At 64.4% G+C, this 24435-nt stretch carries 26 protein-coding genes and 3 tRNA genes; 21 read left to right on the top strand and 8 right to left on the bottom strand.

Going from position 1 to position 24435, the window contains the following annotated elements:
• Positions 1-10 precede the first annotated feature (10 nt).
• The gene (locus tag ACSQ27_RS23470; RefSeq protein ID WP_436157907.1) at positions 11-733 is read right to left on the bottom strand and encodes a glycine zipper 2TM domain-containing protein; all 723 of its coding nucleotides are present in this window, start codon (positions 731-733) and stop codon (positions 11-13) included.
• Positions 734-976: 243 nt separating this feature from the next.
• On the bottom strand, positions 977-1321 hold the full coding sequence (locus ACSQ27_RS23465; protein WP_436157906.1) for an ArsC family reductase: 345 nt from the start codon (positions 1319-1321) through the stop codon (positions 977-979).
• A gap of 118 nt (positions 1322-1439) precedes the next feature.
• Between ACSQ27_RS23465 and pip the strand changes: the two genes are divergently transcribed.
• From pip to ACSQ27_RS23385, 16 genes are all read left to right on the top strand, one after another.
• Positions 1440-2417 carry a prolyl aminopeptidase gene (gene pip / locus ACSQ27_RS23460; protein ID WP_436157905.1) on the top strand — a complete coding sequence of 326 codons (978 nt, stop codon included), beginning with the start codon at positions 1440-1442 and terminating at the stop codon, positions 2415-2417.
• A 39-nt stretch (positions 2418-2456) separates the two neighbouring features.
• The gene (gene folC / locus ACSQ27_RS23455; RefSeq protein ID WP_436157904.1) at positions 2457-3764 is read left to right on the top strand and encodes a bifunctional tetrahydrofolate synthase/dihydrofolate synthase; all 1308 of its coding nucleotides are present in this window, start codon (positions 2457-2459) and stop codon (positions 3762-3764) included.
• A gap of 89 nt (positions 3765-3853) precedes the next feature.
• The gene (locus ACSQ27_RS23450) at positions 3854-4648 is read left to right on the top strand and encodes an SPOR domain-containing protein (RefSeq protein WP_436157903.1); all 795 of its coding nucleotides are present in this window, start codon (positions 3854-3856) and stop codon (positions 4646-4648) included.
• Positions 4649-4830: 182 nt separating this feature from the next.
• Entirely contained in the window at positions 4831-5316 is a 486-nt protein-coding gene (locus ACSQ27_RS23445; RefSeq protein ID WP_436157902.1) for a CvpA family protein, read from the top strand.
• A gap of 34 nt (positions 5317-5350) precedes the next feature.
• Entirely contained in the window at positions 5351-6880 is a 1530-nt protein-coding gene (gene purF, locus ACSQ27_RS23440) for an amidophosphoribosyltransferase (protein ID WP_436157901.1), read from the top strand.
• Between the two features lie 2 nt (positions 6881-6882).
• Positions 6883-8100 carry an O-succinylhomoserine sulfhydrylase gene (locus tag ACSQ27_RS23435; protein ID WP_436157900.1) on the top strand — a complete coding sequence of 406 codons (1218 nt, stop codon included), beginning with the start codon at positions 6883-6885 and terminating at the stop codon, positions 8098-8100.
• 8 nt (positions 8101-8108) lie between these two features.
• Entirely contained in the window at positions 8109-9503 is a 1395-nt protein-coding gene (gene gltX / locus ACSQ27_RS23430; RefSeq protein WP_436157899.1) for a glutamate--tRNA ligase, read from the top strand.
• Between the two features lie 77 nt (positions 9504-9580).
• Positions 9581-9656 (top strand) — tRNA-Ala (locus ACSQ27_RS23425).
• A gap of 75 nt (positions 9657-9731) precedes the next feature.
• Positions 9732-9807 (top strand) — tRNA-Glu (locus ACSQ27_RS23420).
• A 99-nt stretch (positions 9808-9906) separates the two neighbouring features.
• Positions 9907-9983: transfer RNA gene (locus ACSQ27_RS23415), tRNA-Asp, on the top strand.
• 490 nt (positions 9984-10473) lie between these two features.
• Positions 10474-11424, top strand: a complete 951-nt coding sequence (locus ACSQ27_RS23410; RefSeq protein ID WP_436157932.1) for a Bug family tripartite tricarboxylate transporter substrate binding protein — start codon at positions 10474-10476, stop codon at positions 11422-11424.
• 121 nt (positions 11425-11545) lie between these two features.
• Positions 11546-12676 carry an ABC transporter substrate-binding protein gene (locus tag ACSQ27_RS23405; protein WP_436157898.1) on the top strand — a complete coding sequence of 377 codons (1131 nt, stop codon included), beginning with the start codon at positions 11546-11548 and terminating at the stop codon, positions 12674-12676.
• A gap of 150 nt (positions 12677-12826) precedes the next feature.
• On the top strand, positions 12827-13486 hold the full coding sequence (locus tag ACSQ27_RS23400; RefSeq protein WP_436157897.1) for a DUF1345 domain-containing protein: 660 nt from the start codon (positions 12827-12829) through the stop codon (positions 13484-13486).
• Positions 13487-13521: 35 nt separating this feature from the next.
• Positions 13522-13809, top strand: a complete 288-nt coding sequence (locus ACSQ27_RS23395) for a hypothetical protein (protein WP_436157896.1) — start codon at positions 13522-13524, stop codon at positions 13807-13809.
• A gap of 27 nt (positions 13810-13836) precedes the next feature.
• Positions 13837-14121 (top strand): hypothetical protein, encoded by a 285-nt coding sequence (locus tag ACSQ27_RS23390; RefSeq protein ID WP_436157895.1) that lies wholly within the window; start codon positions 13837-13839, stop codon positions 14119-14121.
• A gap of 40 nt (positions 14122-14161) precedes the next feature.
• Positions 14162-14596, top strand: coding sequence for a hypothetical protein (locus tag ACSQ27_RS23385; protein WP_436157894.1), 435 nt, complete (start codon positions 14162-14164; stop codon positions 14594-14596).
• A gap of 37 nt (positions 14597-14633) precedes the next feature.
• Here ACSQ27_RS23385 and ACSQ27_RS23380 read toward each other — a convergent pair whose 3' ends face one another.
• Entirely contained in the window at positions 14634-15011 is a 378-nt protein-coding gene (locus ACSQ27_RS23380; RefSeq protein ID WP_436157893.1) for a VOC family protein, read from the bottom strand.
• Between the two features lie 19 nt (positions 15012-15030).
• Positions 15031-15438, bottom strand: a complete 408-nt coding sequence (locus tag ACSQ27_RS23375; RefSeq protein ID WP_436157892.1) for a hypothetical protein — start codon at positions 15436-15438, stop codon at positions 15031-15033.
• A gap of 270 nt (positions 15439-15708) precedes the next feature.
• Here ACSQ27_RS23375 and ACSQ27_RS23370 point away from each other — a divergent pair, with 270 nt between their 5' ends.
• The gene (locus tag ACSQ27_RS23370; protein WP_436157891.1) at positions 15709-16119 is read left to right on the top strand and encodes a hypothetical protein; all 411 of its coding nucleotides are present in this window, start codon (positions 15709-15711) and stop codon (positions 16117-16119) included.
• Between the two features lie 80 nt (positions 16120-16199).
• Positions 16200-16745, top strand: coding sequence for a hypothetical protein (locus ACSQ27_RS23365; protein WP_436157890.1), 546 nt, complete (start codon positions 16200-16202; stop codon positions 16743-16745).
• A 100-nt stretch (positions 16746-16845) separates the two neighbouring features.
• Here the strand turns inward: ACSQ27_RS23365 and ACSQ27_RS23360 are convergent, their stop codons facing one another.
• The 4 genes from ACSQ27_RS23360 to ACSQ27_RS23345 all read right to left on the bottom strand — a co-directional run bounded on the left by ACSQ27_RS23360 (position 16846) and on the right by ACSQ27_RS23345 (position 20205).
• A complete protein-coding gene (locus ACSQ27_RS23360; RefSeq protein ID WP_436157889.1) occupies positions 16846-17010 on the bottom strand; it encodes a hypothetical protein in 165 nt (54 codons plus the stop codon).
• Positions 17007-17963 carry a DMT family transporter gene (locus ACSQ27_RS23355; protein WP_436157888.1) on the bottom strand — a complete coding sequence of 319 codons (957 nt, stop codon included), beginning with the start codon at positions 17961-17963 and terminating at the stop codon, positions 17007-17009. Before ACSQ27_RS23355 ends, ACSQ27_RS23360 begins: the two co-directional genes overlap by 4 nt.
• Positions 17960-18481, bottom strand: a complete 522-nt coding sequence (locus ACSQ27_RS23350) for a methylated-DNA--[protein]-cysteine S-methyltransferase (protein ID WP_436157887.1) — start codon at positions 18479-18481, stop codon at positions 17960-17962. The genes ACSQ27_RS23355 and ACSQ27_RS23350 overlap by 4 nt, the downstream gene beginning before the upstream one ends.
• 215 nt (positions 18482-18696) lie before the next feature.
• Complete coding sequence (locus tag ACSQ27_RS23345) at positions 18697-20205, bottom strand: DNA-3-methyladenine glycosylase 2 family protein (RefSeq protein WP_436157886.1); 1509 nt, start codon at positions 20203-20205, stop codon at positions 18697-18699.
• A 228-nt stretch (positions 20206-20433) separates the two neighbouring features.
• Here ACSQ27_RS23345 and ACSQ27_RS23340 point away from each other — a divergent pair, with 228 nt between their 5' ends.
• The 3 genes from ACSQ27_RS23340 (at position 20434) to ACSQ27_RS23330 (ending at position 24435) form a co-directional block, all read left to right on the top strand.
• Positions 20434-21819 (top strand): phosphomannomutase/phosphoglucomutase, encoded by a 1386-nt coding sequence (locus ACSQ27_RS23340; RefSeq protein ID WP_436157885.1) that lies wholly within the window; start codon positions 20434-20436, stop codon positions 21817-21819.
• Between the two features lie 265 nt (positions 21820-22084).
• Positions 22085-23095 carry a lipopolysaccharide heptosyltransferase I gene (waaC, locus tag ACSQ27_RS23335; protein WP_436157884.1) on the top strand — a complete coding sequence of 337 codons (1011 nt, stop codon included), beginning with the start codon at positions 22085-22087 and terminating at the stop codon, positions 23093-23095.
• Positions 23092-24435, top strand: a complete 1344-nt coding sequence (locus ACSQ27_RS23330) for a 3-deoxy-D-manno-octulosonic acid transferase (RefSeq protein ID WP_436157883.1) — start codon at positions 23092-23094, stop codon at positions 24433-24435. The genes waaC and ACSQ27_RS23330 overlap by 4 nt, the downstream gene beginning before the upstream one ends.

The raw sequence follows: 24435 nt of genomic DNA, 5'->3' as shown, positions 1-24435 counted from the left end.
CCTCAGGGCCTTAGCGCCAGTGGCGATGTCCGCCGTAACCCCGGCTGTAGCCGAAATTCAGCGACAGGCCGATGGGCGGGTAGTAGGGGCGGTAGTAGGTCGGTGCGTAATAAGCCGGGTAGACCACGGGCTGCACATAAGCCGGTTGCACATAGGTCGGGGATTGCTCGACGTAAGCCGGTTGCACGGGAATCGGCTGGCTGTAGGCCTGGGGCTGCTGGGGCGCGGACTGGAAGGTCTGGGGAGCGGGTGTCATGGCGCCGACCGGCGTGACCTGCAGGCGCACGTACTGGCCGGGGTCGTTGGCCATCTGCGTGCTGTACTGCGTGCCCTGGTATTCATAGACCACGTTGAAGTGGCTGGGACGGTTCTCGTAATAGGTCTGCGTCGTGCATTGCTGCATGTTCTGGACCTGGTTGTTCGAGCCCTCGATGCGGTCGCCAATCATCGCGCCGCCGACCAGGCCTATCACCGTGGCCACCGCACGGCCGCCGCCATTGCCGATGGCGTTGCCGGCTGCACCGCCGGCGATGGCGCCCATGAGTGCGCCGGCGCCTGAATTCGGAGATTGCGTGATGACCGGCTGGTTGCTGCACACCTGGCGCGGCACGGCGACCTGTTGCACCACCGGCGTGCTGGAAATCACCCGCGCCAGAATGTCCATGGCGGAGGCGGGTACGGCGGCAAGGCCTGCGGCCGCGGCGAGGGTGGAGAGGACGAGTGCTTTTTTCATGGTTCGAATCCCTTTTCAGCCAATGGCTGAAGTTGCGCCGCCTGGTGGTGCTGCCCGGGGTGCGGGCGGCGGCGCTGGCGGCTACTGCGATTTTAGTAAGTCAGAGCCGTTTTGGGGCGCGGAGTTCGGTAAATCGGCTGTAAAGCTCTTCAGGAACGGTAAAGAACTGCCAAAGCGGCCCAAAAACGTGAAAAAAACACCTAACACTTGGTGCGTAAAGGCGCGCGGCATGCGCATCGGTGTTCAGACCCGCGCCGCCCAGGCCGCGGCATCAAAGCCGACGGTGATGCCCTTGCCCCAGTCCACCACGGGGCGCTTGATGACGCTGGGGTTGGCCAGCATCAGGGCCTGGGCGCCCGCGCTGTCCTGCGCGCCGGCCTGGGTCGCCGCGTCCAGCTTGCGCCAGGTCGTGCCCTTGCGGTTGAGCAGCGTCTCCCAGCCGGCGGCCTGGGCCCAGCGCGCCAGCTGTTCGGGCGGCACGCCCTGTTTTTTGAAATCATGGAACTGGTGCTCGACACCGTGCTCGGTGAGCCAGCCACGGGCTTTTTTGACCGTGTCGCAATTGGGGATGCCGTACAGAATGATCATGCGGTGATTCTGGCAGATGTGGCGGCTGCGCCTGCGGCCCGCGAGGCTGGAATAATCAAGCGATGCCGGCCGCCCGGCCGCCTCCTGTTCGCTTCAACCTTTCACGGATGCTCCCTTCATGACCGCTGCTTCGGCCACGCCCACCGATTCTTCCCAAACCGTCCTTTATCCGCCTATAGAGCCGTTTCGCACCGGCGTCCTGGAAACCGGCGACGGCCACTCGGTCTACTGGGAGCTGTGCGGCAATCCCAAAGGCAAGCCGGCGGTTTTCCTGCACGGCGGCCCGGGCGCGGGCTGCTCGTCCGAGCACCGCCGCCTGTTCGACCCCGAGCGCTACTGCGTGCTGCTGTTCGACCAGCGCGGCTGCGGCCGCTCGCGCCCCAGCGCCTCGCTGGACAACAACACGACCTGGCACCTGGTGGCCGACATCGAGCGGCTGCGCAGCCTGTTGGGCGTGGAGCGCTGGCTGGTGTTCGGCGGCTCCTGGGGCAGCACGCTGGCGCTGGCCTATGCGCAAACCCATCCGGCCCGGGTATCCGAGCTGGTGGTGCGCGGCATCTTCGCGCTGCGGCGCGCCGAAGTGCTGTGGTACTACCAGGAAGGAGCGTCCTGGCTGTTCCCCGACCTGTGGGAAGGCTTTCTCGCGCCGATTCCCGAGGCCGAACGCGGCGACCTGATGGCTGCCTACCGCAAACGCCTGGTCGGCAGCGACAGGGCGGCGCAACTGGCGGCCGCCCGCGCCTGGAGCCTGTGGGAAGGCCAGACCATCACGCTGCTGCCCGACCCGGCTTTCACCGCGCTGCACGGTGACGACGACTTCGCGCTGGCCTTCGCGCGCATCGAAAACCATTATTTTGTGCATGCCGGCTGGCTCGAAGAGGGCCAGCTGATCCGCGATGCGCACAAGCTGGCCGGGATTCCCGGCGTGATCGTGCAGGGCCGCTACGACGTGGCCACACCGGCCAAAACCGCCTGGGACCTGCACCGTGCCTGGCCCGAGGCCGATTTCCAGCTGGTCGCTGATGCCGGCCATGCCTTTAGCGAACCCGGCATCCAGCGCCAGCTGGTAGCAGCCACAGACCGCTTCGCCCGCTGAGCCCAAGGTTTTGGCCCGTGCGCGACAATTCGGGCCTGTATGCAAAACCCGAACACTCTTGACGACTGGCTGGCCTACTGCGAGCACCTGCACCCTGTAGGCATAGACATGGGCCTGACGCGCATCAGCGCGGTGGCCCAACGCATGGGCCTGGCCTTTGATTGCCCCATCATCACGGTGGCCGGCACCAACGGCAAAGGCTCGACCTGCGCCATGCTCGAAGCCATCCTGCTGGAGGCCGGCTACCGCACCGGTGTTTTCACTTCGCCGCACCTGGTGCATTTTGAAGAGCGTTGCCGCGTGCGCGGTGACATTGTGAGCGCGGCCGACCTCGTCACCCAGTTCGCGCGTGTCGAGGCGGCCCGCACGCAGGGTGAGGCGATCTCGCTGACCTACTTCGAATTCACCACCCTGGCCATCCTGCAACTGCTGGCCGATGCCAGGCTGGACGTCGTCATCCTCGAAGTCGGCCTGGGCGGGCGGCTGGATGCCGTCAACATGCTGGACGCCGACTGTGCGGTGATCACCAGCATAGACCTGGACCACATGGAATACCTGGGGCCCGATCGCGAAAGCATAGGCCGTGAAAAAGCCGGCATCATGCGCGCCGGCAAGCCGGTCATCGTGAGCGACCCGGTGCCGCCGCAAAGCGTGGTGGACCATGCCGCCGCCGTGGGCGCCGACCTGTGGCGTTTCGGCACGGACTTCAATTTCTCGGGCGACAAACAGCAATGGGGCTGGGCCGGCCGCGGCCGGCGTTATGCCGGGCTGGCCTACCCGGCGCTGCGCGGCGCCAACCAGCTCGTCAATGCCTCGGGCGTGCTGGCGGCGCTGACGGCGCTGCGCGACCGCCTGCCGGTCACGGCCCAGGCGGTGCGCAACGGGCTGTCCATGGTCGAATTACCGGGCCGCTTCCAGATCGTGCCCGGCCAGCCCACGCTGGTGCTGGACGTGGCGCACAACCCGCATTCGGTGGCCGCATTGGCCGAAAACCTCGACGCCATGGGCTTTTATCCCTGCACCCATGCGGTGTTCGGCGCCATGGCGGACAAAGACCTCGCCCCCATGCTGGCGCGGGTCGGGCCGCTCATCGACAAGTGGTATTTCACCGACCTGCCGACGCCGCGCGCCGCCACGGCGGCGGATTTGCAGGCGCGCTGGACGGCGGCCAATACCCGGCCCGACGCCACCTCCGGCACCCATCCGTCCCCCGAAGCGGCGCTGCAGGCGGCGGTCAAGGCCGCGACCCCCGCTGATAGAATTGTCGTGTTCGGCTCGTTCTACACGGTGGGCGGTATTTTGAAGGACGGCGTGCCGCGTCTTTCGGCCCCGCACCTGGCCAACTAAAGCCGGACGCACCGGCCCGGCCTCGCGTTCCGGAGGGCCTGGAGCCCACGTCACCGTTAACGCCACCCTTATCGGATCCAAGCCACACCATGCCGTTTTTCAACTTCCGCCGGGGCGGCTCCAACGCTGCCTCCAATGCCGGGCCAGCCGCTCAACCGGAAAGCGTGGAAGTGATGCGCAAGCGCGCCAAACACCGCCTCATCGGCTCGGCCGTGCTGGTGCTCATCGGCGTGGTGGGTTTCCCGCTGCTGTTCGACACCCAGCCCCGGCCCATCCCGGTCGACATCCCCATCGAAATCCCCGGCAAGGGAACGGTCAAGCCGCTGGCCGTGCCGCCAGCACCGGCCGCTACGGCCCCCGCGCCGGCGGCAACCGCAACGCCCGCCTCTGCGCCCGCCGACAAGGTGGCCGCCGCCGCCAGCCTGGCACCCAAGGAAGAAATCCTGCCGTCCAAACCCGCCGCTGCAGCGTCTGCGCCGGCAGCGGTCAAGCCCGAAGCCAAGCCCGAGGTAAAACCTGCGGCCAAGCCTGAGCCCAAGCCGGTCGCCAAGCCTGAACCCAAACCCGTGGCCAATGCCGACGCCGCCCGCGCCAGCGCGCTGCTCAACGGCAACACGCCACCGCCCGCCGCCAAACCGGCCGCCGCCGAGGCCGAAGGCCGGCTGGTGGTGCAGGTGGGCGCCTTTGCCGACGTCGCCAAGGCGCGCGAGGCGCGCCTGAAGCTCGAAAAAGCCGGGCTGAAAACCTATACACAGGTCGCGGAAACCAAGGACGGCAAGCGCATACGGGTCCGTGTGGGGCCGTTTGCCACCAAGGCCGAGGCTGAAAAAGCCGCCGGAAAAATCAAGAGCCTTGATTTACCCGCCGCCATCCTGACCTTGTAATTTAGTACTGCAACCCGAAAGTATCGAAACATGAAAGCGCGTCTTCGCACCCATGGCGGCGTTGCAAGCCTTGCGAAGGCGTCCAGCCTTCGCTGCGGCTTGCGCCTTGCCCTGAGCGCGAATCCATCACTTTCATTGTGTTTCGCTACTTCCGGGTTGCAGTACTGGCATCTGGCTGACTCGTGACGGCTGTTGACTGGATTTTGCTGGGGGTGCTGGTTTTTTCCATGCTGCTGGGCGCATGGCGCGGGCTGGTGTACGAGGTGTTGTCGGTGCTGGGCTGGGTCGTGTCGTTTTTTGTGGCGCAATGGTTTGCGCCCGACCTGGCCACCCGGCTGCCGCTGCAGTCGGCGGCCGACCCGGTGCGTTATGCGGCGGCCTTTGTGCTGATCTTCATTGCCTCGGTGTTCGCGGCGGGGTTGCTGGCGTTTTTGGTCAAGAAGCTGGTGGCCGCGGTCGGCCTGGCGCCCGTGGACCGTGTGTTGGGCGCGGCCTTCGGCGTGCTGCGCGGCGTGATTTTGTTGCTGGCGGCGACCGTCGTGATCGACATGACGGCGCTGAAAACCAGCAGCTGGTGGCGGGAATCCAAGGGCGCGCCGGTGTTGGCGGCCACGCTCAAAGCCCTGAAGCCGGTGTTGCCCGAACAGTTTGCCAAGTATTTAACTTAACTTTGAAGAGTCAACTCATCATGATCGGAACACCATGTGCGGGATAGTCGGCGTCGTCAGCAAAGCCCCCGTCAACCAGCTCATCTATGACGGCCTGCTGCTGCTGCAGCACCGCGGCCAGGATGCGGCGGGCATCGTCACGCAGCAGGGGCGCAAGTTCTACATGCACAAGGCCAAGGGCATGGTGCGCGACGTGTTTCGCACCCGCAACATGCGCGCGCTGCCGGGCACGGTGGGCCTGGGCCAGGTGCGCTACCCCACGGCCGGCAACGCCTACAGCGAAGACGAGGCCCAGCCTTTTTACGTCAACGCGCCTTTCGGCCTGGTGCTCTCGCACAACGGCAACCTGACCAACGCGGCCGAGCTCAAGGCCGAGCTCTTCAACACCGACCACCGCCACATCAACACCGACAGCGACTCCGAAGTGCTGCTCAACGTGCTGGCGCACGAGCTCGAAAAAACCACGCGCGGCCTGCCGCTCAAGCCCGTCGACGTGTTCGCCGCGGTGCGCGGCGTGCACAAGCGTGTGAAGGGCTCCTACGCCGTCGTCGCGCTGATCGCCGGCCACGGCCTGCTGGCTTTCCGCGATCCCTTCGGCATCCGCCCGCTGTGCATAGGCCGCGGCCAGAACGAGGGCGGCGCCACCGTCATGGTGGCCAGCGAATCGGTGGCCCTGGAAGGCACCTCGCACCAGTTCGAGCGCGACATCGCGCCGGGCGAAGCCGTGTACGTGGACATGGAGGGTGTGGTGCACGCCGAACAATGCGCGCCCAACGCCAAGCTCAACCCCTGCATCTTTGAGTTCGTCTACCTGGCACGCCCCGACTCGGTGCTGGACGGCATTTCGGTCTACCAGGCCCGCCTGAACCTCGGCGAGACGCTGGCCAAGCGTGTGGTCTCCACCGTGCCGCCCAACGAGATCGACGTGATCATCCCGATTCCCGAATCCAGCCGCCCCAGCGCCACGCAGCTGGCGCACCTGCTGGGCATTCCCTACCGCGAAGGCTTCGTCAAGAACCGCTACGTGGGCCGCACCTTCATCATGCCGGGGCAGGGCGTGCGCAAGAAATCCGTGCGCCAGAAGCTCAACGTGATCGCCAGCGAATTCAAGGGCCGCAACGTGCTGCTGGTCGACGACTCCATCGTGCGCGGCACCACCAGCCGTGAGATCGTGCAGATGGCGCGCGACGCCGGGGCCAAAAAGGTCTACCTGGCCAGCGCCGCGCCGCCGGTGCGTTTTCCCAACGTCTACGGCATCGACATGCCCACGCCGGGCGAACTGGTGGCGCACGGCCGCACGATTGAAGAGATCCGCGAAGTCATTGGCTGCGACGCGCTGATCTACCAGGACGTGGAAGGCATGAAACGCGCCATCGGCTCGCTCAACGGCAAGCTCGACGGCTTTGACGCCTCCTGTTTCGACGGCGTCTACATCACCGGCGACGTCACGGCGGAAACCATTGCCGCGATGAACTCGCAGCGCGCCGACACCGCCGAAAAAATCGGCGAAGACAGCGACGTGGACGTGTCACGCCTGGCGCTGCCGAATCCGCAGGAAGCCTGAGCATGACCAAGAAAAGAGAATTGCCGCGCAACCTGCACCGCGACACGCTGGCCGTGCGCGTGGCACTGGAGCCCAGCCAGCACGGCGAAAACTCCGAAGCGCTGTACCTGACCAGCGGCTTCGTGCAACCCGATGCCGAGACCTCGGCGCGGCGCTTTGCCGACCCGACGGAGGGCTACACCTACGGCCGCACGTCCAACCCCACGGTCACGAGCTTTGAGCGCCGCCTCGCCGCGCTCGAGGGCACGGAAGCGGCCATTGGCGCCTCCACCGGCATGGGCGCCATCCTCATGATGTGCATGGGCCTGCTGAAAGCCGGCGACCACGTGATCTGCTCGCGCTCCATGTTCGGCTCGACCATCGCCCTGATAGGCCGCGAGTTCGGCAAGTTCGGCGTTGAGACCACCTTTGTCTCGCAGACCGACCTCAGCGAGTGGAAGGCCGCCTTGCGTCCCGGCACCAAGCTGCTGTTCGCCGAAACGCCGACCAACCCGCTGACCGAAGTCTGCGACATCCGGGCGCTGGCCGACCTGGCGCACAGCGTGGGCGCCTTGCTGGCCGTCGACAACTGCTTTTGCTCGCCGGCGCTGCAACGCCCGGTGGAATTCGGCGCCGACCTCATCATGCATTCGGGCACCAAGTACCTGGACGGCCAGGGCCGTGTGATGGCGGGCGCGCTGTGTGGTCCTTCAAAACTCATCGTCGACGTGTTCGGCCCCATCGTGCGCACCGCCGGCATGACGCTGGCGCCCTTCAATGCCTGGGTCGTGCTCAAGGGACTGGAGACCTTGAGCATCCGCATGCAGGCGCAAAGTGCCAACGCGCTGGCCGTCGCGCAGTGGCTGGAAACCCAGCCCGCCGTGAAGCGTGTGTACTACCCGGGCCTGGCATCGCATCCTCAGCACGAACTGGCCATGCGCCAGCAGTCGGGGCTGGGCGGCGCGGTGCTGTCCTTCGACGTGCGCGGCGACACACCGGAAACGGCGCGCGCCAACGCCTTCCAGGTCATCAACAGCACGCAGGTGCTCAGCATCGCCACCAATCTTGGCGACACCAAGACTATCATCAGCCACTCGGCCACCACCTCGCATGGGCGCCTCAGCGAAGAGCAGCGCCAGGCCGCCGGCATAGGCCAGGGCCTGGTGCGCGTGGCCGTCGGGCTGGACCACGTGGACGACATCAAGGCCGACCTCTCCCGCGGCCTCAGCCTCATCGCATGACTGCAGTAATGACTCAAAAGACCCGCACCCGCTTCGCTCCTTCACCGACAGGTTTCATCCACCTCGGCAACATCCGCTCCGCGCTTTACCCGTGGGCTTTTGCCCGCGCCACCGGCGGCGACTTCATCCTGCGCATCGAAGACACCGACGTGGAGCGCTCCAGCCAGGAGGCCGTCGACGTCATCATCGAAGGCATGCGCTGGCTGGGCCTGAACCACGACGAAGGCCCGTTCTTCCAGATGCAGCGCATGGACCGCTACAAGGCCGTGCTCGCGCAGATGCGCGCCGACGGCCTGGTCTATCCCTGCTACATGAGCGTGGCCGAGCTTGACGCCCTGCGCGAAAAGCAGATGGCCGCCAAGGAAAAACCGCGCTATGACGGCACCTGGCGCCCCGCGCCCGGCAAGACCCTGCCGCCCGTGCCCGAAGGCGTGCAGCCGGTGCTGCGCTTCATGAACCCGCAGGGCGGCAGCGTGGTGTGGGACGACAAGGTCAAGGGCCGCATCGAGATCAGCAACGACGAACTCGACGACCTCGTCATCGCGCGGCCCGACGGCACGCCGACCTATAACTTCTGCGTGGTGGTCGACGACATCGACATGGCCATGACCCATGTGATTCGCGGCGACGACCACGTGAACAACACGCCGCGCCAGATCAACATCTTCAGGGCCCTGGGCAAGGAGCCGCCGGTGTATGCCCACCTGCCAACCGTGCTCAACGAGCAGGGCGAAAAACTCAGCAAGCGCAACGGCGCCAAGCCGGTCACGCAGTACGCCGCCGAAGGCTATCTGCCCGACGCCATGGTCAACTACCTGGCGCGCCTGGGCTGGAGCCACGGCGACGACGAAATCTTCAGCCGCGAACAGTTCATCGCCTGGTTCAACCTCGACCATTTGGGCAAGAGCGCCGCGCAGTTTGATGAAGCCAAGCTGCGCTGGGTCAATGCCCAGCACCTCAAGGCCATGGCCGACGACAAGCTCGCCGAGGCGGTCGCACCTTTCCTCGCGGCGCAAGGCGTCACGGGGCAAGACACTGCATGGATCGCGCGCGGCTGCGGCCTGTTCAAGGACCGCTGCAGCACGCTGGTGGAACTGGCCGGGTGGCTGCAACGCCTGGTCACAGGCGGCCAGCCCGGCGCCGAAGACCTGGCCACGCACGTGACCGATGCCGTGCGCCCAGCGCTCGCCAAACTCGCCGAAGCCCTGGGCTCGGCCGAGTGGAACAAGGCCGCGATTTCCGCGGCCATCAAGCAGGTGCTGGCCGACACCGGCCTCAAGATGCCGCAACTGGCCATGCCGGTGCGCGTGCTGGTCATGGGCACGCCGCAGACGCCGTCACTCGACGCTCTTCTGGAGCTCATGAAACGCGAAGATGTGGTCTCCCGGCTCAAGCTTGTTTGAGGATTTGAAAAACATCAAATTTTCGGGCTATAATTCAAGGCTCGACACAATTGCAGGGCAACTTGCAATAGCTTGAAGGGGGTATAGCTCAGCTGGGAGAGCGCTTGCATGGCATGCAAGAGGTCAGCGGTTCGATCCCGCTTACCTCCACCAAAGTTTGTCGCGAAGAATTTGAGAGTTGTACGGTCCTTGTGTCACAGCAGGGCCATCCAGAAGTTCCAAGGTTTTGACCCTATCGTCTAGAGGCCTAGGACACCACCCTTTCACGGTGGCTACAGGGGTTCGAATCCCCTTAGGGTCGCCAGCATTCATCACCTCGTGTGATGCCCAAGGCGCAAGTTGACAACCGCCGGCCCGCAAGGGCAAGCGACTTGGCTCGAAAGAGCGAATGTTGTCACTACCAGGAGTGGTAGTTCAGTTGGTTAGAATACCGGCCTGTCACGCCGGGGGTCGCGGGTTCGAGTCCCGTCCACTCCGCCAAAATCCGAAAAGGGCCTGCAAGATTTCTTGCAGGCCCTTTTTTCGTTTTCGGCCTTCCCTTCATGTCCTGCGTGCGGACGGTGACGAAATGGTCGAACTCGCCCGTCACCACCACGCACTCCTGGCAGCCCGGCACCTTCATCACCGCTTTTTCGAAATCGGTGAAGACCGAGGTGTGGGCCGCTCCAATACCACGCCGATCACGACCTGCATGCCAAGGTTCCGCGAAGCAGGATTGAGCAGCGCGACGATGCGCTGTCGGGCAATGGTTTCATTCTGTAAGCGAATTTTTATTTCTTTAGTTTATTTAATTGCACAATTTTCAAAACTTTTTATCGAGAAATTCAGAATATTTCATCTAAAAAGTCGATCATATTGCAACCCTGTTACACAGCCTCGGCGATAGACTTTCTTTCAACGCGGCCCATGCCGTATCAAGAGGAGCACCACGATGATGAAACCAAGCTATGAGAAGCGCTTCTTCCTGGCCATGGCGCTGGTCTTGCTGGCCCCCTGGGCCAGCGTCCATGCGCAGGGTTATCCGTCCAAGCCGGTCCAGCTGGTCATCCCTTTTCCGCCGGGAGGTGCCACCGACATCGCCGGACGGCTGGTCGCCAAAAAGCTCGGCGAGCGCCTGGGGCAGCCTGTGGTTATCGACAACCGCCCGGGTGCCGGCACCATCGTCGGTGCCGCATTCGTCGCCAAGGCGGCGCCGGACGGCTACACACTGCTGATCAGCTCGGGATCGACCTTCACGGTCAACCCGGCACTCATGCCCAAGCTGCCTTACGACCCGATCAAGAGTTTCGAGCCTGTCGGAATGGTGGCGCGCGTTCCCCTGGTTTTGCTGGCCAACGCCGATGTCCCGATCAACGACCTGAAGCAGCTGATCGCGGCGGTGCAACGCGCACCGGACAAGTACGTGTACGGCTCCTTCGGCAACGGTACCACGGGGCACTTCGCCGGCGAATTGCTCTGGAGCACCGCCGGCATCAGGCTGCAGCACATCGCTTACAAGGGCAGCGCGCCGGCGATGACCGACTTGATGGCCGGCCAGATCCCGTTCGCGATTGACACCGTCGCAGCGGCGCTGCCGCAGCTGAAGGCGGCGAAACCGAAGATCAAGGCTATCGCCGTCACCGGCGCGAGCCGCGCGACACAAATGCCCACCGTGGCGACCGTTGCGGAGAGCGGTTTCACCGGCTTCTCGGCCGATTCCTGGCTCGCCATTGCCGCGCCCAAGGGCTTGCCGGCGGACGTAAAAGCCAAACTGCAGAAGGCGCTGGCCGACACCATGAAGGATCCCGAGATTCGCGACAAGCTCGTGGCGAACGGACTCGAGCAAGCCTGGGAACCCGCTTCCGCGGTGGCGGCGCGCATCGAAAACGAACTCCCCCGCATGCGCGCGGTTGTTCTGCGCTCCAACATCCGGGTCGATTGAGCGTAGCCGTGGCCGCCGGCGGGGATGCTTGCCCGCGGGACCGGATTCGCCGTCGACGGTCTTGGGCTTGACAGGTGAAAACGTTGCACGCGCGGGTTGGACCTCGTGAAGGAAACTGAAAATGAGAACTGCTCAGTGGATTGCCCGCCTGGCGGGCCTGGTCATCGCAGGCGGCATAACGTCGTCCGTGCCGGCCGCGCAGCTTGTAGTCGGTCAAGTGGCGCCGTTGACCGGTATCGACGCGAGCCAGGGCCGCGCCTACGCGGCCGGCATGCTGTTGCATTTCAACGCCGTGAACAAGGCGGGTGGCGTCAACGGAAACACCTTCACCCTGGCGCGCCGCGACGACGCCGGGCGACCCGATGAAACGCTCAGCCAGACACGCGCGCTTCTGGCCGAGGACAAGCCGGTGGTGCTTGCCGGCTACTTTGGAAGCCGCAATATCGCCCAACTGATCAGCGCGGGCGTCTTCGAGCGCGAGCGCATCGTGCTGGTCGGCTTCCGCGCGACCGAACTGAACCTGGACGCTCCGCAACTTTACGGTGTGCGCGCCACCTTGCGAGACGAACTTGCCAGAATCACGGCGCACCTGGCCACGGTCGGAATCACCCGGCTTGGCTTGTTTCACGAAAATGGCTCCGGCGCTGCGCCACTCATCGCCGCCGCACAGGAAGCAGCAGCGAATGCCAAGGCCAGGATCGTGCAAACGGCGGGTTATGACACCGGAACCAACCGCGTGAGTGCCGCCGCTGACGCCATGCTGCAGGCAGCACCGCAGGCGATCATCATGATTGCGAGTGGAGGCGCTGCTTCGAACTTTGTTGAGAAATACCGTTCAGCCGGGGGAACGGCCCAACTGTTCGCGCATTCGGGCGCGGACATTGAGCAGATGTCGAAACGGCTGTCGGAAGAGCAGATGCAAGGCATCGCGATCGCCCAGGTCACGCCCAGCCCCTACAAAATGACCAACCGGCTTTCCAAGGAATTCAACGACGTCGCGGCAACCGCCGGAGCGCAGGATGTTCCGATCAGCTACGCCATGATGGAAGGCTTCATCGCTGCAAAGGTGATCGTTGAAGCCGCCCGGCGGCAAGGCACGCGTGTGACCCGTGAAGGTTTTGCTTCCGCTCTGGATGGACTGGAAAGCCTTGATCTCGGAGGATACGTCATCGGATTTCGGCCGGGGATGCGCAATGGTTCGCGCTTCGTGGAGATGACCATCATCAGCGGCAACGGAAGAATCCGGCAATAAAAATCCAGGGAATTCGCCAAAAGCCGGCTGTAACGTAGGGGGGGCGCGGGTTCGAATTCCGTCCACTCCGCCAAATCCGAAAAGGGCTTGCAAGTTTCTTGCAGGCCCTTTGTCTTGGGGTTTCGCGGGTGCTGCTTCACAATCCACCCCATGCGCAAACATTTCTCCGAAACCACGGGCCCGCAGCGCCTCACCCTGGGTCTGGTCGCGGGATTGATCGTGGCGGCCTTGCCGCTGCCCCTGGGCTGGCAGTTCTGCGGCCTGCTGGGCTGGTGCGCCGGCATCGCCGTTTACCTCGGGCTGGCCTGGTGGCTCTGCGTGCGCTTCGACGCCAAACGCACACGCGAACGCGCGCAAGCCCAGGACGAACCCAGCGTCGTGCTGTTTTTGCTGATGCTGCTGGCCACCATGGCCTGCGTCGCGGCCATCACGGTCATGATGCAGCAGGCCAAAAACCTCTCGGGCATGGAGCGCACCCTGCACATCGTGCTCGCCGTCGCGGCCCTGGCCGCCTCCTGGTTGTTCATGCAGACGATTTACGCCTTCCGGTACGCGCACCGCTACTACCAGGAAGAAAAACTCAACGAACCCGACGGCCCCGGCCTGTGTTTTCCCGGCGGTCTGGACCCGGACTATTTCGACTTTCTGTACTACGCCCACGTAGTCGGCATGACCTCGCAGGTCTCCGACGTGCAGGTTACCTCGCGCGAGATGCGCCGGCTCACGCTGGTGCACAGCGTGCTGTCCTTCGGCTTCAACATGCTGATATTGGCGCTCAGCATTAATGTGGTGGCGGGGGCGTTGCAGTAAATGACCGGGCCATGCCAACAAGAGTGAAGTCACCCATGTCCTTTGACAAGATAATCGAACGCAAACTGTGGCTTGTCGATTCAATAGAGGGAAGTCGGGTAGACCTCTACATCGAAATTGGACGCCCCCGGTGGTCGGAGCCTGAAATTGAGGCAGTCTGCCCTGTTTATATTCGTGGCCTCATGAGTGAACCTCTGAATATCTTCGGTTCTGACCTGCTCAACGCTTTGGAATGTGCGCTCGATTTTGTAAAGTCAGTGTTGAAAAACCGTACGGCGAATCAAGTCGTGCAATGGCCGGGTGGGGAGCCGTACTTCGACTGAAAATTCGCAATCAAGTGGCGGAGCCGGATGAATCGCAAAATCTATTGGGTGAGCTGGATCGTCGCCGCCGTCGCCTTTTGGCTTTCGGTGGGGTGGTTTGGCATCGGATGGCTGATTGTTGACCCTTACTTCAATCGAAAGGTAGACGCTGTGGCTGCCGCGGTTTCACCCGGTGCGCCCAGCAAAGAAGATGTTGCGGGAATTGAGCAGAGCCGGAGTACGACGTTCAAGGCTATTGGCGTACTGGGAGGGATTTTCTGCGGGTTCGCATTTGGCGTGGCCGCAGGTCGTTTTAATAAGGCGGACCGCTAGGAATCCAGCAGCCGGCCAACACCCAAGCAGAGGGAGATTCATGCTGGATAAGCAGATCAAGGGCGATATCGAAAGAGAGTTTGCGTATTACTACAGCGTCAGGTTGCTCATCGGCCATCCGACCATGCTGGCAGACGAAGTCACCACTGCGTTGGATATGGAGCCTGATCACGCGTGGAATGCCGGTGAGCGCAAATTCACCCAGAACATGATGTGGAACCATACGTCATGGACTGAGGACGCACGGCTGTTCTTCGACGAAGTTCACGAGGTTCTGGTGTGGCTACATGAGAAACAAGCATTCGTTTCTCGTTTGTTGGCATCGGGTGGCGAGTTGCAAGTGATCGTGCAACTGCCCGGCGCGATCAATATTGGCGATAACCTTAAATTGGAGACTATGTCTCTTGCGGTAAAGCTGGGGATTGCCATCGGTGTTGAAGTTTTCCCCAATCTTTCGCGGCCAAGGTCGGACTGAGGTCACCTCCGAAGATGATGCGCAGGTGAAGGATGGCTCAGGCCTCAGATTCGTGGCAAACCACCTCGATGTTGTGCCCATCCGGGCCAATGACAAAAGCCGCATAGTAGTTCGCGTGGTAGTGCGGGCGAAGGCCGGGTGCGCCATTGTCTTGGCCACCCGCCTCCAGGGCCGCGCGATAGAAGGCTTCGACTTGCCGGCGATTTTCGGCTGCGAACGCCAGGTGAAGATGCGCCGGCTTCTCCCCGGTTTGGAACAGGCATAAAGAAGCCTTGGCCTTTGGGCTAACAAGCTCGACGCCGTAGGCCGGCGGTCCCTCCGAGGCAACAGTCACGCCGAGCGGCTCAAGTGCCTTGAGGAAGAAGGCCTTGCTCGCTGCATAGTCGCTGACGCCGAATTTGACATGGTCAAACATGGATTCTCCTGAGCAGGCCTCACATCACGAGACAGAAATGGAACTGGTCTGCCTCTCGCTCGGCCTCGGATACTTTGGTCAGGCAGTCTTCAAGTTCCTCAATGAGCCCGGGGCGCAGCTTTTCCTTGATGCCCTTGACTTCGCCCGATTTCAAACGCTCGACGATCTTCGTGAGCGACGGCAAGGCATCCGCGGGTGCAAACCACTTTTCGTTCTCGGCGATCCACGACTCAGGGAGTTCTTCCTCGGAAAAGTTGTACTGCATGTCGGTGGTGTCGATGAAGTCTGAAAGCAGAGGCACGCCCAGGCTTTTGGCGAGTTCATCGAGTGCTTCAGAGGCCTTGCAAAAAAGCGAGTGGTCGTAGTCGTCGCCTGAATCATCGGTGCCGACTCTTGACTTTCTGCGGACCCAGATGGTGTCGCTCATGCCTTCCTCCGTGGTGTGTGGGTAACAAGTTCCGCCAATATATCCCCGAAATGGACCGGCAAGGGCACTGCAATGCATTGCCGTCACCCTGCATTTTTCTGCTTCGCCGATTTCACATACCGCTCATATTGTTTGGGCCTGCGCTCGTCCATATTGAGGAGGCGCCTGGCAGGCTGTCCACCTAGAATCGGTGAGCGGGCGCACCTGGCCACGCTCTTGGACTCCAGCCTTTCCAGGTCGGACGGCCCCCTACAAAGTTAAAGAATCACCATGAAGTTAGTCGCCTCTTTGGCCCTGCTCGCCACACTGCTCGGTTGCGCCACCCTTCAAAGGCCAGGCGGTGAGGCCGCCACAGTCCCCTCGACCCGGCATCTGCTGTTCTCGGAGGCGGCGCCCGACAAGGCCACGGTATCGGTCACGCGAGACTCCGGCTTTGCCGGATCCGATTGCCCCACCACCTTGTTTGTCAATGGCAAGATGGCGGCGCTGGTGAAGGCCGGCGAAACCGTCACGCTGTATCTACCCCAAGAGCCCGTGACGCTGGGCGCCATTCCTTTCGGTGTGTGCGGCGGCGGTCTCGCGCATCTGGAGATTCATCCCAGCTCAGCCGAGCCAACTCGTTACCGGATCGGACCTGACGGCGATGGAGAAATAGACTTCTACCCCATCGTTTCACGGTAGCGCTCAAGCATTGATTCACCAAAATCGAGCGAAGACGGGAGAGGCGAAAACTTTCCGGAAACCCACCTCCAACCTTAACCATGACCATGCACACCCCAACTCAAACCAAAAATTCCATGTGGTCCCGCCTCTCTTTGCTGGCGGCGACAGTGCTGTTGTCGTCATGCGGCACGCCCTTCGTGTACAAGGCCGCGGAAGGGCCTGACGTTGCGACGGTCCGGCTTCGCAACGCGAGCGGAGGCTGGGTTCGGGCCATGGAGTCACATAAGGGCGATTGCACGGACATGTGGTTCTTCGGTGACAACAAGGAGAACATCAACTCCGGAACGGCTCGGGTCACGACGGTCGCCCCAGGCACCTTCCTCGTGCTGAACGTCGTGGGCAATGTGGGGGTGGGCGCGGGAACAGGCGCTGCAGGTTCGTTCTCCGTTTCTTCCTGCACGTTCAACGTGGGCTTCGTCGCCGAGCCCAATGCGGCCTACGAGCTCACCTACGGAGGCTCGGCGGGTGCATGCACCCTGCGTGCAACGGCGCAAACGTCTGCCGGCGTCAAGCAAGTGCCACTGACGAAGATGGACTTGAAAAACCTGTTTGGCCCTCAGACCTGTGTTCGCGCTGGAAGCTGAGAACACCAACAGCGGCTGACAGGTCGACCCGCACGGACGCCAACTGCAGGCGGAGAATGTTTGGCGCCCTGATTCCCACCCGGCCAGGGCGACGCGCGTATTACAGCTGAAACAGCTGCTTTTTGAGCACCATCTTTTCCTTCTTGCGCAGGCTGGCTTCCGACTTGCGGTGCGAGCCCGCCTTGCGCTGCGCCGCGGGTGCCACCAGCGGATTGCGCGGCTTGGGCGCGGTCAGCTTGAGTTTGGTCTTGCGGGCCGAGGTCATGCCTTCTTTTGCTGTTCAGCTTTGCGGCCCAGCTTGAGAAGCCCGGTCGACAGCGCGGTGCCGATCACAATCACCACGGCGCAGATCACCATCCAGGCCGTCACGTGCTCACCGAGGAAGAGCACGCCATAGATCACGGCGAACACGGGCACCAGGAAGGTCACCGACAGCGCGCGCGGCGGGCCGGCGTTTTCGATCAGGCGGAAAAACAAAATATAGGCCAGTCCGGTGCAGACCACGCCGACGGCCAGCAGCGCCAGCCAGGCCTGCGTGCCCGGCATCTGCGCCGGCCACAGCCAGGCGGCGGGCAGGGCCAGGCCCAGGGTCGCGCCTATCTGGCTGCCGGCGGCGGTCACCAGCGGCGGCATGCCCGTCAGGTAGCGTTTGGTGTAGCTGGCCGAGATGCCGTAGCAGATGCAGGCAAACAGGCAGGCCAGCACGGCCCAGCCGGGCGCCACGCCCGAGGCATCGGGCTTGAAGGTGGCCTTGTCCCAGGCCAGCATGGCGACGCCGGCAAAACCGACGATGAGGCCCAGGATGCGCGAGGCATTGGGTTTGTCCTTGAGCCACAGCCAGGCGATCAGCGCGCCGAACATGGGCACGGTGGCGTTGAGAATCGCCGAGAGGCCGGTGGTGATGGACAGCAGCGCAAACGAAAAGCAGGCAAACGGAATGCCGGAATTGAGCACGCCGATGAAAAAAATCTTTTTCCAGTTTTTCTTCAGGTCCGGCAGCAGGCCGCGCAGCCAGACGATGGGCAGCAAAAACAGCGCGGCGATGCCCACGCGCACGGCGGCGGTCGGCAGCGGGCCGAACTCCACCGTGCTGATGCGCATGAACAAAAAGGACGAGCCCCAGATGGCGGCCAGCATCACAAAATCGGCGGCCCAGCTTTTGGGTTGGGCGGCGGCCGCGCCCAGGGGCGCGGCGATGCCGGAAGGGCTGGAACTCATAACATGCTCTCCTGTAGTGCGCCTTCGAGTTTAAGCAAGGCGGTTTTGCGGTGCAGGCCGCCGGCGTAGCCCGTGAGCGAACCGTCGGAGCCCAGCACGCGGTGGCAGGGCACGATCACGCTGACCGGGTTGCGCCCGACGGCCGCGCCCACGGCGCGCACCGCTGCGGGTTTCCCGATGTTCTGGCTCACCTGGCCGTAGCTCAGGGTGCCGCCCTGCGGGATGGCCAGCAGCGCCTGCCACACCGACTGCTGGAAGGCCGTGCCGTGGCCCAGGTCCAGCGGCAGGTCGAAGGTCGTGCGCGTGCCGGCATAGTATTCGGTCAACTGCTGGATGGTTTGTTTCAGCACCGGATGCTCAGGGTCTTCGCGCCACACATAAGGCTTCACAAGCTGCGGCGGCAGGTGCCGCTGGCCCGCGAACCAGGTGCCGGCCAGGCCTTTGTCGGTGGCGGCAATGATCATTTCCCCCAGGGGGCTGTGGAAGGTTGTCTGGACGATGGAGTTGTCGAATTTCATCTGAATCACCTTTTGAATGGTTTCGAGTGTCTGCCTTATCAGGTCTTTTTCAGTCCTGATCAGGCGGCTTTGGCTGGCTTGTTGTTTCGCGGGGCAAAGGCTGGCTCGATCATTCAGCGGCGATGTTCGCGCCTGGGCGCTGTACCGTCCAATGAAATCGAGGCGCCGCATTCATTCCGCCCGCGCATGAATGGCCAGGTTGTCGCTGCACGCCGTCAGCCGGGGCGCTCCAGCGTTCCGCTCCAGGCGCGTATCACCGCGTAGCTGCGCCAGGGTTTCCAGGCCGCCGAGGCGAGTTCGGCTTCCCGGGCAGGGTTCTTTTGGCCCTGCACGCCCAGGGCCTTGTGCAGCGCCACGTCGCCCGCCGGAAAGGCATCGGGCCAGCGCAGCGCGCGCATGGCGATGTACTGCGCGGTCCAGTCGCCTATGCCGGGCAATTCTTTCAGCGTGGCCAGCGTGGCGCTGACGTCGGCGCCGCTGTGCAGCTGCAGGCGCTTGTCGGCCACCGCCTGCGCGATGCCGACAATCGCGGCCTGGCGCTGCTTGACGATGCCCAGCTGCCCCAGAGCGTCACCGCTGGCGGCGGCCAGCACGGTCGGGGCGGGAAAAAGGCGAGTCAGCTTGGGCCACGGCGTTTCGATGGGTTCGCCGAAGCGGTCCACCATGCGCTGCGCCAGGGTGCGCGCGGCGGCCACGGTGATCTGCTGGCCCAGCACGGCGCGCACCGCGAGCTCGTAGCCGTCGAGCGCGCCCGGCACGCGCAGGCCGTCGCCTTCGGGGAAGGCGGCATGCAGCACGCTGTTGATGGCCGTCGGGTCGGCGTCCAGGTCGAAGGTGGTGCGCGCGCGGCGTATCACCAGCGGCAGCACTTCGCGCAGCGAGTCGCTCACGCGCAGCACCAGGCGCGAACGATCCTCTTCAAAACTGGCCAGCAGCCAACCGGTGTAGAGCTTGCCGCCGGACTCGATGCCCAGGGTCCGGCCCAGGCAGGGCAGGGCGGCCTCGGTATCAATGAACTCGATGGCGCTGATGCAGCGCTTGCTGAAGAAGGCCAGCATGGCCTGCACGTCGTAGGGCGGGCGGTAGCCCAGCCGTATGGTCGCGCCTTCGCCGACGTCGCCGCTGCGCGCCGGCCCCTGGCGCCGCAGCTGCGTGGGGTTGAGCTTGTAGTGCTCAACAAAAGCCGCGTTGAAGCGCCGCACGCTGGCAAAGCCGCTGATCAGCGCGATCTGCGTGATCGGCAGGTTGGTGTCGGCCAGCAGCTGCTTGGCGGTGTGCAGCCTGTGTGTCTGCAAATACTGCATGGGCGAGACGCCGAACTGCGCCTCGAAGATGCGCCGCACGTGGCGGTCGCTCACACCCAGCCGGGCGGCGAGTTTTTCGACCGAGGGCGCTTCGCCGGCCCAGACTTCCGGTTCATCCAGTAAACGTGCCGCCTGGTGGGCCAGGATGTAGGAAGCGTCCTGGATGGACCACACCACCGAATGCGGCGCCAGCTCGGGCCGGCAGCGCAGGCAGGGGCGGAAGCCGGCGTTCTCGGCCTGCGCCGCATGGTGGAAGAAACGGCAGTTCTCGCGCTTGGGCGTTTTCACGCTGCAGACCGGCCGGCAATAGATGCCGGTGGAGGTCACGCCGGTGAAAAAGCTGCCGTCAAAACGCGCGTCCCGCGCCTTCAGGGCGAGGTAGCAGTCGTTGTCGGCTAGAGGGGTGTTGTCGCGGTCCATGGAAGAAATGATACGCCGCGGGCCGGCTTTGACTGGCCGTTTTCGGACATGTCCCTCACCCCGCCGCGGGCCTGCTTTTAGGCGGGTTTCCGGCTTCCGGGGCAGCCCGCAATAGTCTGAACGGACTGGCCGAAAACGGCTGCCGCCTACAGGCGGCGCCAGGGGCGCCACCTACAATGAAATCCAGCTTCTTCAGCACAGTCCCGCACTTCCCAGGAACCGCACCCGATGCAAATCAACCCGTCCATCTTCAAGGCCTATGACATACGCGGCGTCGTGCCGTCCACCATCCACGAAGCGATGGCCGAGGCCCTGGGCAAGGCCTTTGGCATGGCGGCGCTGGCGGAGGGCGAAAAAGCCGTGGCCGTGGGCCGCGACGGCCGGCTCAGCGGGCCTTCACTCAGCGCGGCGCTGATGCGCGGCCTGGCCGCCACGGGCATTGAGGTGATCGACGTGGGCATGGTGACCACGCCCATGCTGTACTTTGCCGCCAGCACGCTGGCCGGCTCGGGCATACAGGTCACGGGCAGCCACAACCCCAAGGACTACAACGGCTTCAAGATGGTGCTGGCCGGCCGCGCGATCTACGGCGAGGAGATCCAGGCGCTGCGCCGCGTCATCGAGGCAGGCAAATGGGAGCTGCCCGCGCAGGGCGGGACCATCCGCCAGGTCGACGTGGGCACGGCCTACCGCGACCGCATCGTCTCGGGCATCAAGCTGGAACGCCCGATGAAAATCGTCGTCGATTCCGGCAACGGCATTGCCGGCGCCTCGGCACCCGCCATCTTTCGCGCCCTGGGCTGCGAAGTCACCGAGCTGTTCAGCGAAGTGGACGGCAACTTTCCCAACCACCATCCCGACCCGAGCAAGCCCGAAAACCTGCAGGACCTGATCAAGGCCCTGCAAAGCGGCGACGCCGAACTGGGCCTGGCCTTTGACGGCGACGGCGACCGGCTGGGCATCGTCACCAAGGACGGCCAGAACATTTACCCCGACCGGCAGATGATGCTGTTTGCCCGCGACGTGCTGTCCCGCGTGCCGGGCGCCACGATTCTGTTCGACGTCAAATGCTCGCAGCGCCTGGCGCCCGAGATCGAGGCCGCCGGCGGCGTGCCCATGATGTACAAGACCGGCCATTCGCTGATCAAGGCCAGGATGAAGGAAGTCGATTCGCCGCTGGGCGGCGAGATGAGCGGCCATATCTTCTTCAAGGAACGCTGGTACGGTTTTGACGACGGCACCTATGCCGGCGCCCGCCTGCTGGAAATCCTGAGCCGTGTGCCCGATGCCGGCATCGTCCTCAATGCCTTGCCGACCAGCTTCAGCACGCCTGAACTCAATGTGGCTTGCAAGGAAGGCGAGCCGCATACGGTGGTGGAAGCGCTGATCAAGTCCGCGAAATTCGCGGCGCCGGCCAGGATATCGACCATCGACGGCGTGCGCGTGGACTGGCCGGACGGCTTCGGCCTGATACGCGCGTCCAACACCACGCCGGTGCTGGTGCTGCGCTTTGAGGGCCATACCCAGGCGGCGCTGGAACGCATAGAGGCCGACATGCTGGCCTTGCTGCGGACCGTCAAGCCTGATGCCAGCCTAGCCGCTGCGGCGCACTGAGCACACCCCCGTCCAGGCTCACTGCGTGTAGCCCGTTCCCCCCTCAAGGGGGCGGCGCCTGGGGCCGGCGAAGCCGGACCCGCGGCCCCCACTGGTGAAATACCTCCATCACGGGTCGCACGCACAGAATCTTCAACCCAGCATGAGCCGTGGAACCGGCTTTGCCGGGCCACAGGCGGGCGGCCCCTTTTGTGATGAAGGGGGCAGGGAGAAGGCCGCAGGCTACACGAAGTGAGCGACCGTGGGGGCCATAGAATCGCCTTTAATGAAAATTCTCCTGGTCAAGCTCTCGTCCCTGGGCGATGTGGTGCACACCCTGCCCGTGGTGCAGGACATACGCGCCGCATTCCCCGAAGCGCAGATTGACTGGGTGGTGGAAAAGGCCTTCGCCCCCTTGCTGGCGCGCTGCGAGGGCCTGAACTGCGTGATTCCCTGCGAGATCCGGCGCTGGCGCAAATCCTTCTGGACGGCCGCCACGCGGCAGGAATGGGGCGCTTTCAGGGCCGAGCTGCAGCGGGAGGCCTACGACGCCGTCATCGACCTGCAGGGCCTGACCAAGTCCGCGCTGGTGGCGCGGCTGGCCCGGCTGGCGCCCGGCGGCAAACGTTATGCGCTGGCCAACCAGACCGACGGCTCGGGCTACGAGGCGCCCACGCGCTGGGTGGCCGACGTGGCGATCTCCGTCGAGCCGCACATCCATGCGGTGCGGCGATCCCGCGAACTGGCCGCGCGCGCCTTGGGCTACAGCCCCGCGGCCGCCACACAGTTTGGGCTGAAAGTGCCCGCAGCAAGCGCGAAGATCCATGAGCATTTCCCCCAGGGCCGTATCGCGTTTGTCCACGGCACCTCGCGCGCCGACAAGGAATGGCCGCTCAGCCATTGGGTGGCGCTGGGGCAGCGCCTGCACACGGCCGGCTACCAGCTGGTGCTGCCGCACGGCAATGCCGCCGAGCAGGCCACCAGCCGGGCGATTGCCGAGGCGCTGAACGGCACGGCGGCGGATTCCGCCGTGGTGCTGCCCCTGCTGGCGCTGGACGCGTTGACCGAAGAGCTCGCGCAATGCGCCGGCGTGATCGGCGTGGACAGCGGCGTGAGCCACATCGCCGTCGCGCTGGACCTGCCGCATGTGCAGATCTACAACTTCGACACGGCCTGGCGCACCGGGCCCGATAGTCAGGATGGCCGGCAGCTCAGCGTGTATGCGCAGCCCGCCCCGGGTGTGGAAGACGTCTGGCAGGCCTGGCTGGCCTGCAGCGCGGCCGGGGCCGCCGCATGAGTGACTTCGTGCTGAAGCTCTATTCGCTGCTGATGTACTGCGTGCAGCCGCTGCTGCGCCGCAAGCTGGCGCGCCGCGCAAAGCAGGAGCCCGGCTACCTGGAGGCGGTGGAAGAACGCTTCGGCCGCTACACACAGCCGGTCGAGGCCGTCTCCGAGCTGATTTGGGTGCATGCGGTCTCGCTGGGCGAAACCCGGACGGCGGCGCTGCTGCTTGCGGCCTTGCGCGCGCGCCACCCTGGCCTGCGCATTTTGCTCACGCACGGCACGGCCACCGGACGCGCCGAGGGCGTGGCCCTGCTGCAGCCCGGCGACGTGCAGGTCTGGCAGCCCTGGGACAGCCCGGGCGCCGTCGCCCGTTTTTTCGAACACTTCAAGCCGCGGCTCGGCTTGCTGATGGAAACCGAGGTCTGGCCCAATATGCTGGCCGCCGCGAAAGCGCGCGGCATGCCGCTGGTGCTGGCCAACGGCAGGTTGTCCGAAAAATCCCTGCAACAGGCGCTCAGGATCTCGCCGCTGTCCTTTCCGGCCTATGCCGCGCTGTCGGCCGTGTATGCGCAGACGGACGAGGACGCGCGCCGCTTTCGCCAGGCCGGTGCGGTGGTCGGCGGCGTGTTCGGCAACCTTAAATTCGATGCCTCGCCGGACGAAGCCCAGCAGGAAAAAGGCAAAGCCTGGCGCCGGACGCTGGCGCAGCCGGTGATGATGTTCGCGAGTTCGCGCGAGGGCGAGGAAGATCAGTTCCTCCAGCAGATCAGCGCCATGGCCCAGTCGGAACATGCACCGGTGGATGCCCCACCGCAGGAGGCGGGAAGCCGCTTCAAGGTCTTGCTGGTACCGCGCCACCCGCAGCGCTTCAATGAGGTCGAAGCGCTGGTGCGGCAGCACGGCCTGCGCGTGTCGCGGCGTTCAGGCTGGGACGATGCGGCCGGTGGCCCGGGCAGCGGCGATGCCCAGCAGGCCGACGTCTGGCTGGGCGACTCGTTGGGTGAGATGGCGCTGTATTTCTCGATGAGCGACGTCGCCCTGCTGGGCGGCAGCTTCGCGCCGCTGGGCGGCCAGAACCTGATCGAGGCGGCGGCTTGCGGCTGTCCGGTGGTCATGGGTCCCCACACCTTCAATTTCACCGAAGCCGCCGAACTGGCCGTGGAAGCCGGTGCGGCGAAGCGCGTGGTCGACATGGAACAGGGCGTGCGTGCCGCGCGCAAGTGGATGGACAGGCCAGACGCGCATGCCGCGGCGGTGGCGGCGGGCCTGGCCTTTGCCGACCGCAACCGTGGCGCCACGGAGCGGACGGTCAATGCCCTGCAGGCTTTTTTGGCACAGGGCAAAGCAGGATAG

The organism is Polaromonas sp. LjRoot131, from assembly GCF_964252805.1.
GTDB lineage: Bacteria > Pseudomonadota > Gammaproteobacteria > Burkholderiales > Burkholderiaceae_C > Polaromonas.
This window is presented reverse-complemented; position numbering and strand designations above follow the sequence as displayed.

Excerpts from the sequence above, each read along its gene's own strand:
- ACSQ27_RS23470 (WP_436157907.1), bottom strand. The coding sequence starts at position 733 with ATGAAAAAAGCACTCGTCCTCTCCACCCTCGCCGCGGCCGCAGGCCTT.
- ACSQ27_RS23465 (WP_436157906.1), bottom strand. The coding sequence starts at position 1,321 with ATGATCATTCTGTACGGCATCCCCAATTGCGACACGGTCAAAAAAGCC.
- pip (WP_436157905.1), top strand. The coding sequence starts at position 1,440 with ATGACCGCTGCTTCGGCCACGCCCACCGATTCTTCCCAAACCGTCCTT.
- folC (WP_436157904.1), top strand. The coding sequence starts at position 2,457 with ATGCAAAACCCGAACACTCTTGACGACTGGCTGGCCTACTGCGAGCAC.
- ACSQ27_RS23450 (WP_436157903.1), top strand. The coding sequence starts at position 3,854 with ATGCCGTTTTTCAACTTCCGCCGGGGCGGCTCCAACGCTGCCTCCAAT.
- purF (WP_436157901.1), top strand. The coding sequence starts at position 5,351 with ATGTGCGGGATAGTCGGCGTCGTCAGCAAAGCCCCCGTCAACCAGCTC.
- ACSQ27_RS23435 (WP_436157900.1), top strand. The coding sequence starts at position 6,883 with ATGACCAAGAAAAGAGAATTGCCGCGCAACCTGCACCGCGACACGCTG.
- gltX (WP_436157899.1), top strand. The coding sequence starts at position 8,109 with ATGACTCAAAAGACCCGCACCCGCTTCGCTCCTTCACCGACAGGTTTC.
- ACSQ27_RS23410 (WP_436157932.1), top strand. The coding sequence starts at position 10,474 with ATGGCGCTGGTCTTGCTGGCCCCCTGGGCCAGCGTCCATGCGCAGGGT.
- ACSQ27_RS23405 (WP_436157898.1), top strand. The coding sequence starts at position 11,546 with ATGAGAACTGCTCAGTGGATTGCCCGCCTGGCGGGCCTGGTCATCGCA.
- ACSQ27_RS23400 (WP_436157897.1), top strand. The coding sequence starts at position 12,827 with ATGCGCAAACATTTCTCCGAAACCACGGGCCCGCAGCGCCTCACCCTG.
- ACSQ27_RS23395 (WP_436157896.1), top strand. The coding sequence starts at position 13,522 with ATGTCCTTTGACAAGATAATCGAACGCAAACTGTGGCTTGTCGATTCA.
- ACSQ27_RS23390 (WP_436157895.1), top strand. The coding sequence starts at position 13,837 with ATGAATCGCAAAATCTATTGGGTGAGCTGGATCGTCGCCGCCGTCGCC.
- ACSQ27_RS23385 (WP_436157894.1), top strand. The coding sequence starts at position 14,162 with ATGCTGGATAAGCAGATCAAGGGCGATATCGAAAGAGAGTTTGCGTAT.
- ACSQ27_RS23380 (WP_436157893.1), bottom strand. The coding sequence starts at position 15,011 with ATGTTTGACCATGTCAAATTCGGCGTCAGCGACTATGCAGCGAGCAAG.
- ACSQ27_RS23375 (WP_436157892.1), bottom strand. The coding sequence starts at position 15,438 with ATGAGCGACACCATCTGGGTCCGCAGAAAGTCAAGAGTCGGCACCGAT.
- ACSQ27_RS23370 (WP_436157891.1), top strand. The coding sequence starts at position 15,709 with ATGAAGTTAGTCGCCTCTTTGGCCCTGCTCGCCACACTGCTCGGTTGC.
- ACSQ27_RS23365 (WP_436157890.1), top strand. The coding sequence starts at position 16,200 with ATGACCATGCACACCCCAACTCAAACCAAAAATTCCATGTGGTCCCGC.
- ACSQ27_RS23360 (WP_436157889.1), bottom strand. The coding sequence starts at position 17,010 with ATGACCTCGGCCCGCAAGACCAAACTCAAGCTGACCGCGCCCAAGCCG.
- ACSQ27_RS23355 (WP_436157888.1), bottom strand. The coding sequence starts at position 17,963 with ATGAGTTCCAGCCCTTCCGGCATCGCCGCGCCCCTGGGCGCGGCCGCC.
- ACSQ27_RS23350 (WP_436157887.1), bottom strand. The coding sequence starts at position 18,481 with ATGAAATTCGACAACTCCATCGTCCAGACAACCTTCCACAGCCCCCTG.
- ACSQ27_RS23345 (WP_436157886.1), bottom strand. The coding sequence starts at position 20,205 with ATGGACCGCGACAACACCCCTCTAGCCGACAACGACTGCTACCTCGCC.
- ACSQ27_RS23340 (WP_436157885.1), top strand. The coding sequence starts at position 20,434 with ATGCAAATCAACCCGTCCATCTTCAAGGCCTATGACATACGCGGCGTC.
- waaC (WP_436157884.1), top strand. The coding sequence starts at position 22,085 with ATGAAAATTCTCCTGGTCAAGCTCTCGTCCCTGGGCGATGTGGTGCAC.
- ACSQ27_RS23330 (WP_436157883.1), top strand. The coding sequence starts at position 23,092 with ATGAGTGACTTCGTGCTGAAGCTCTATTCGCTGCTGATGTACTGCGTG.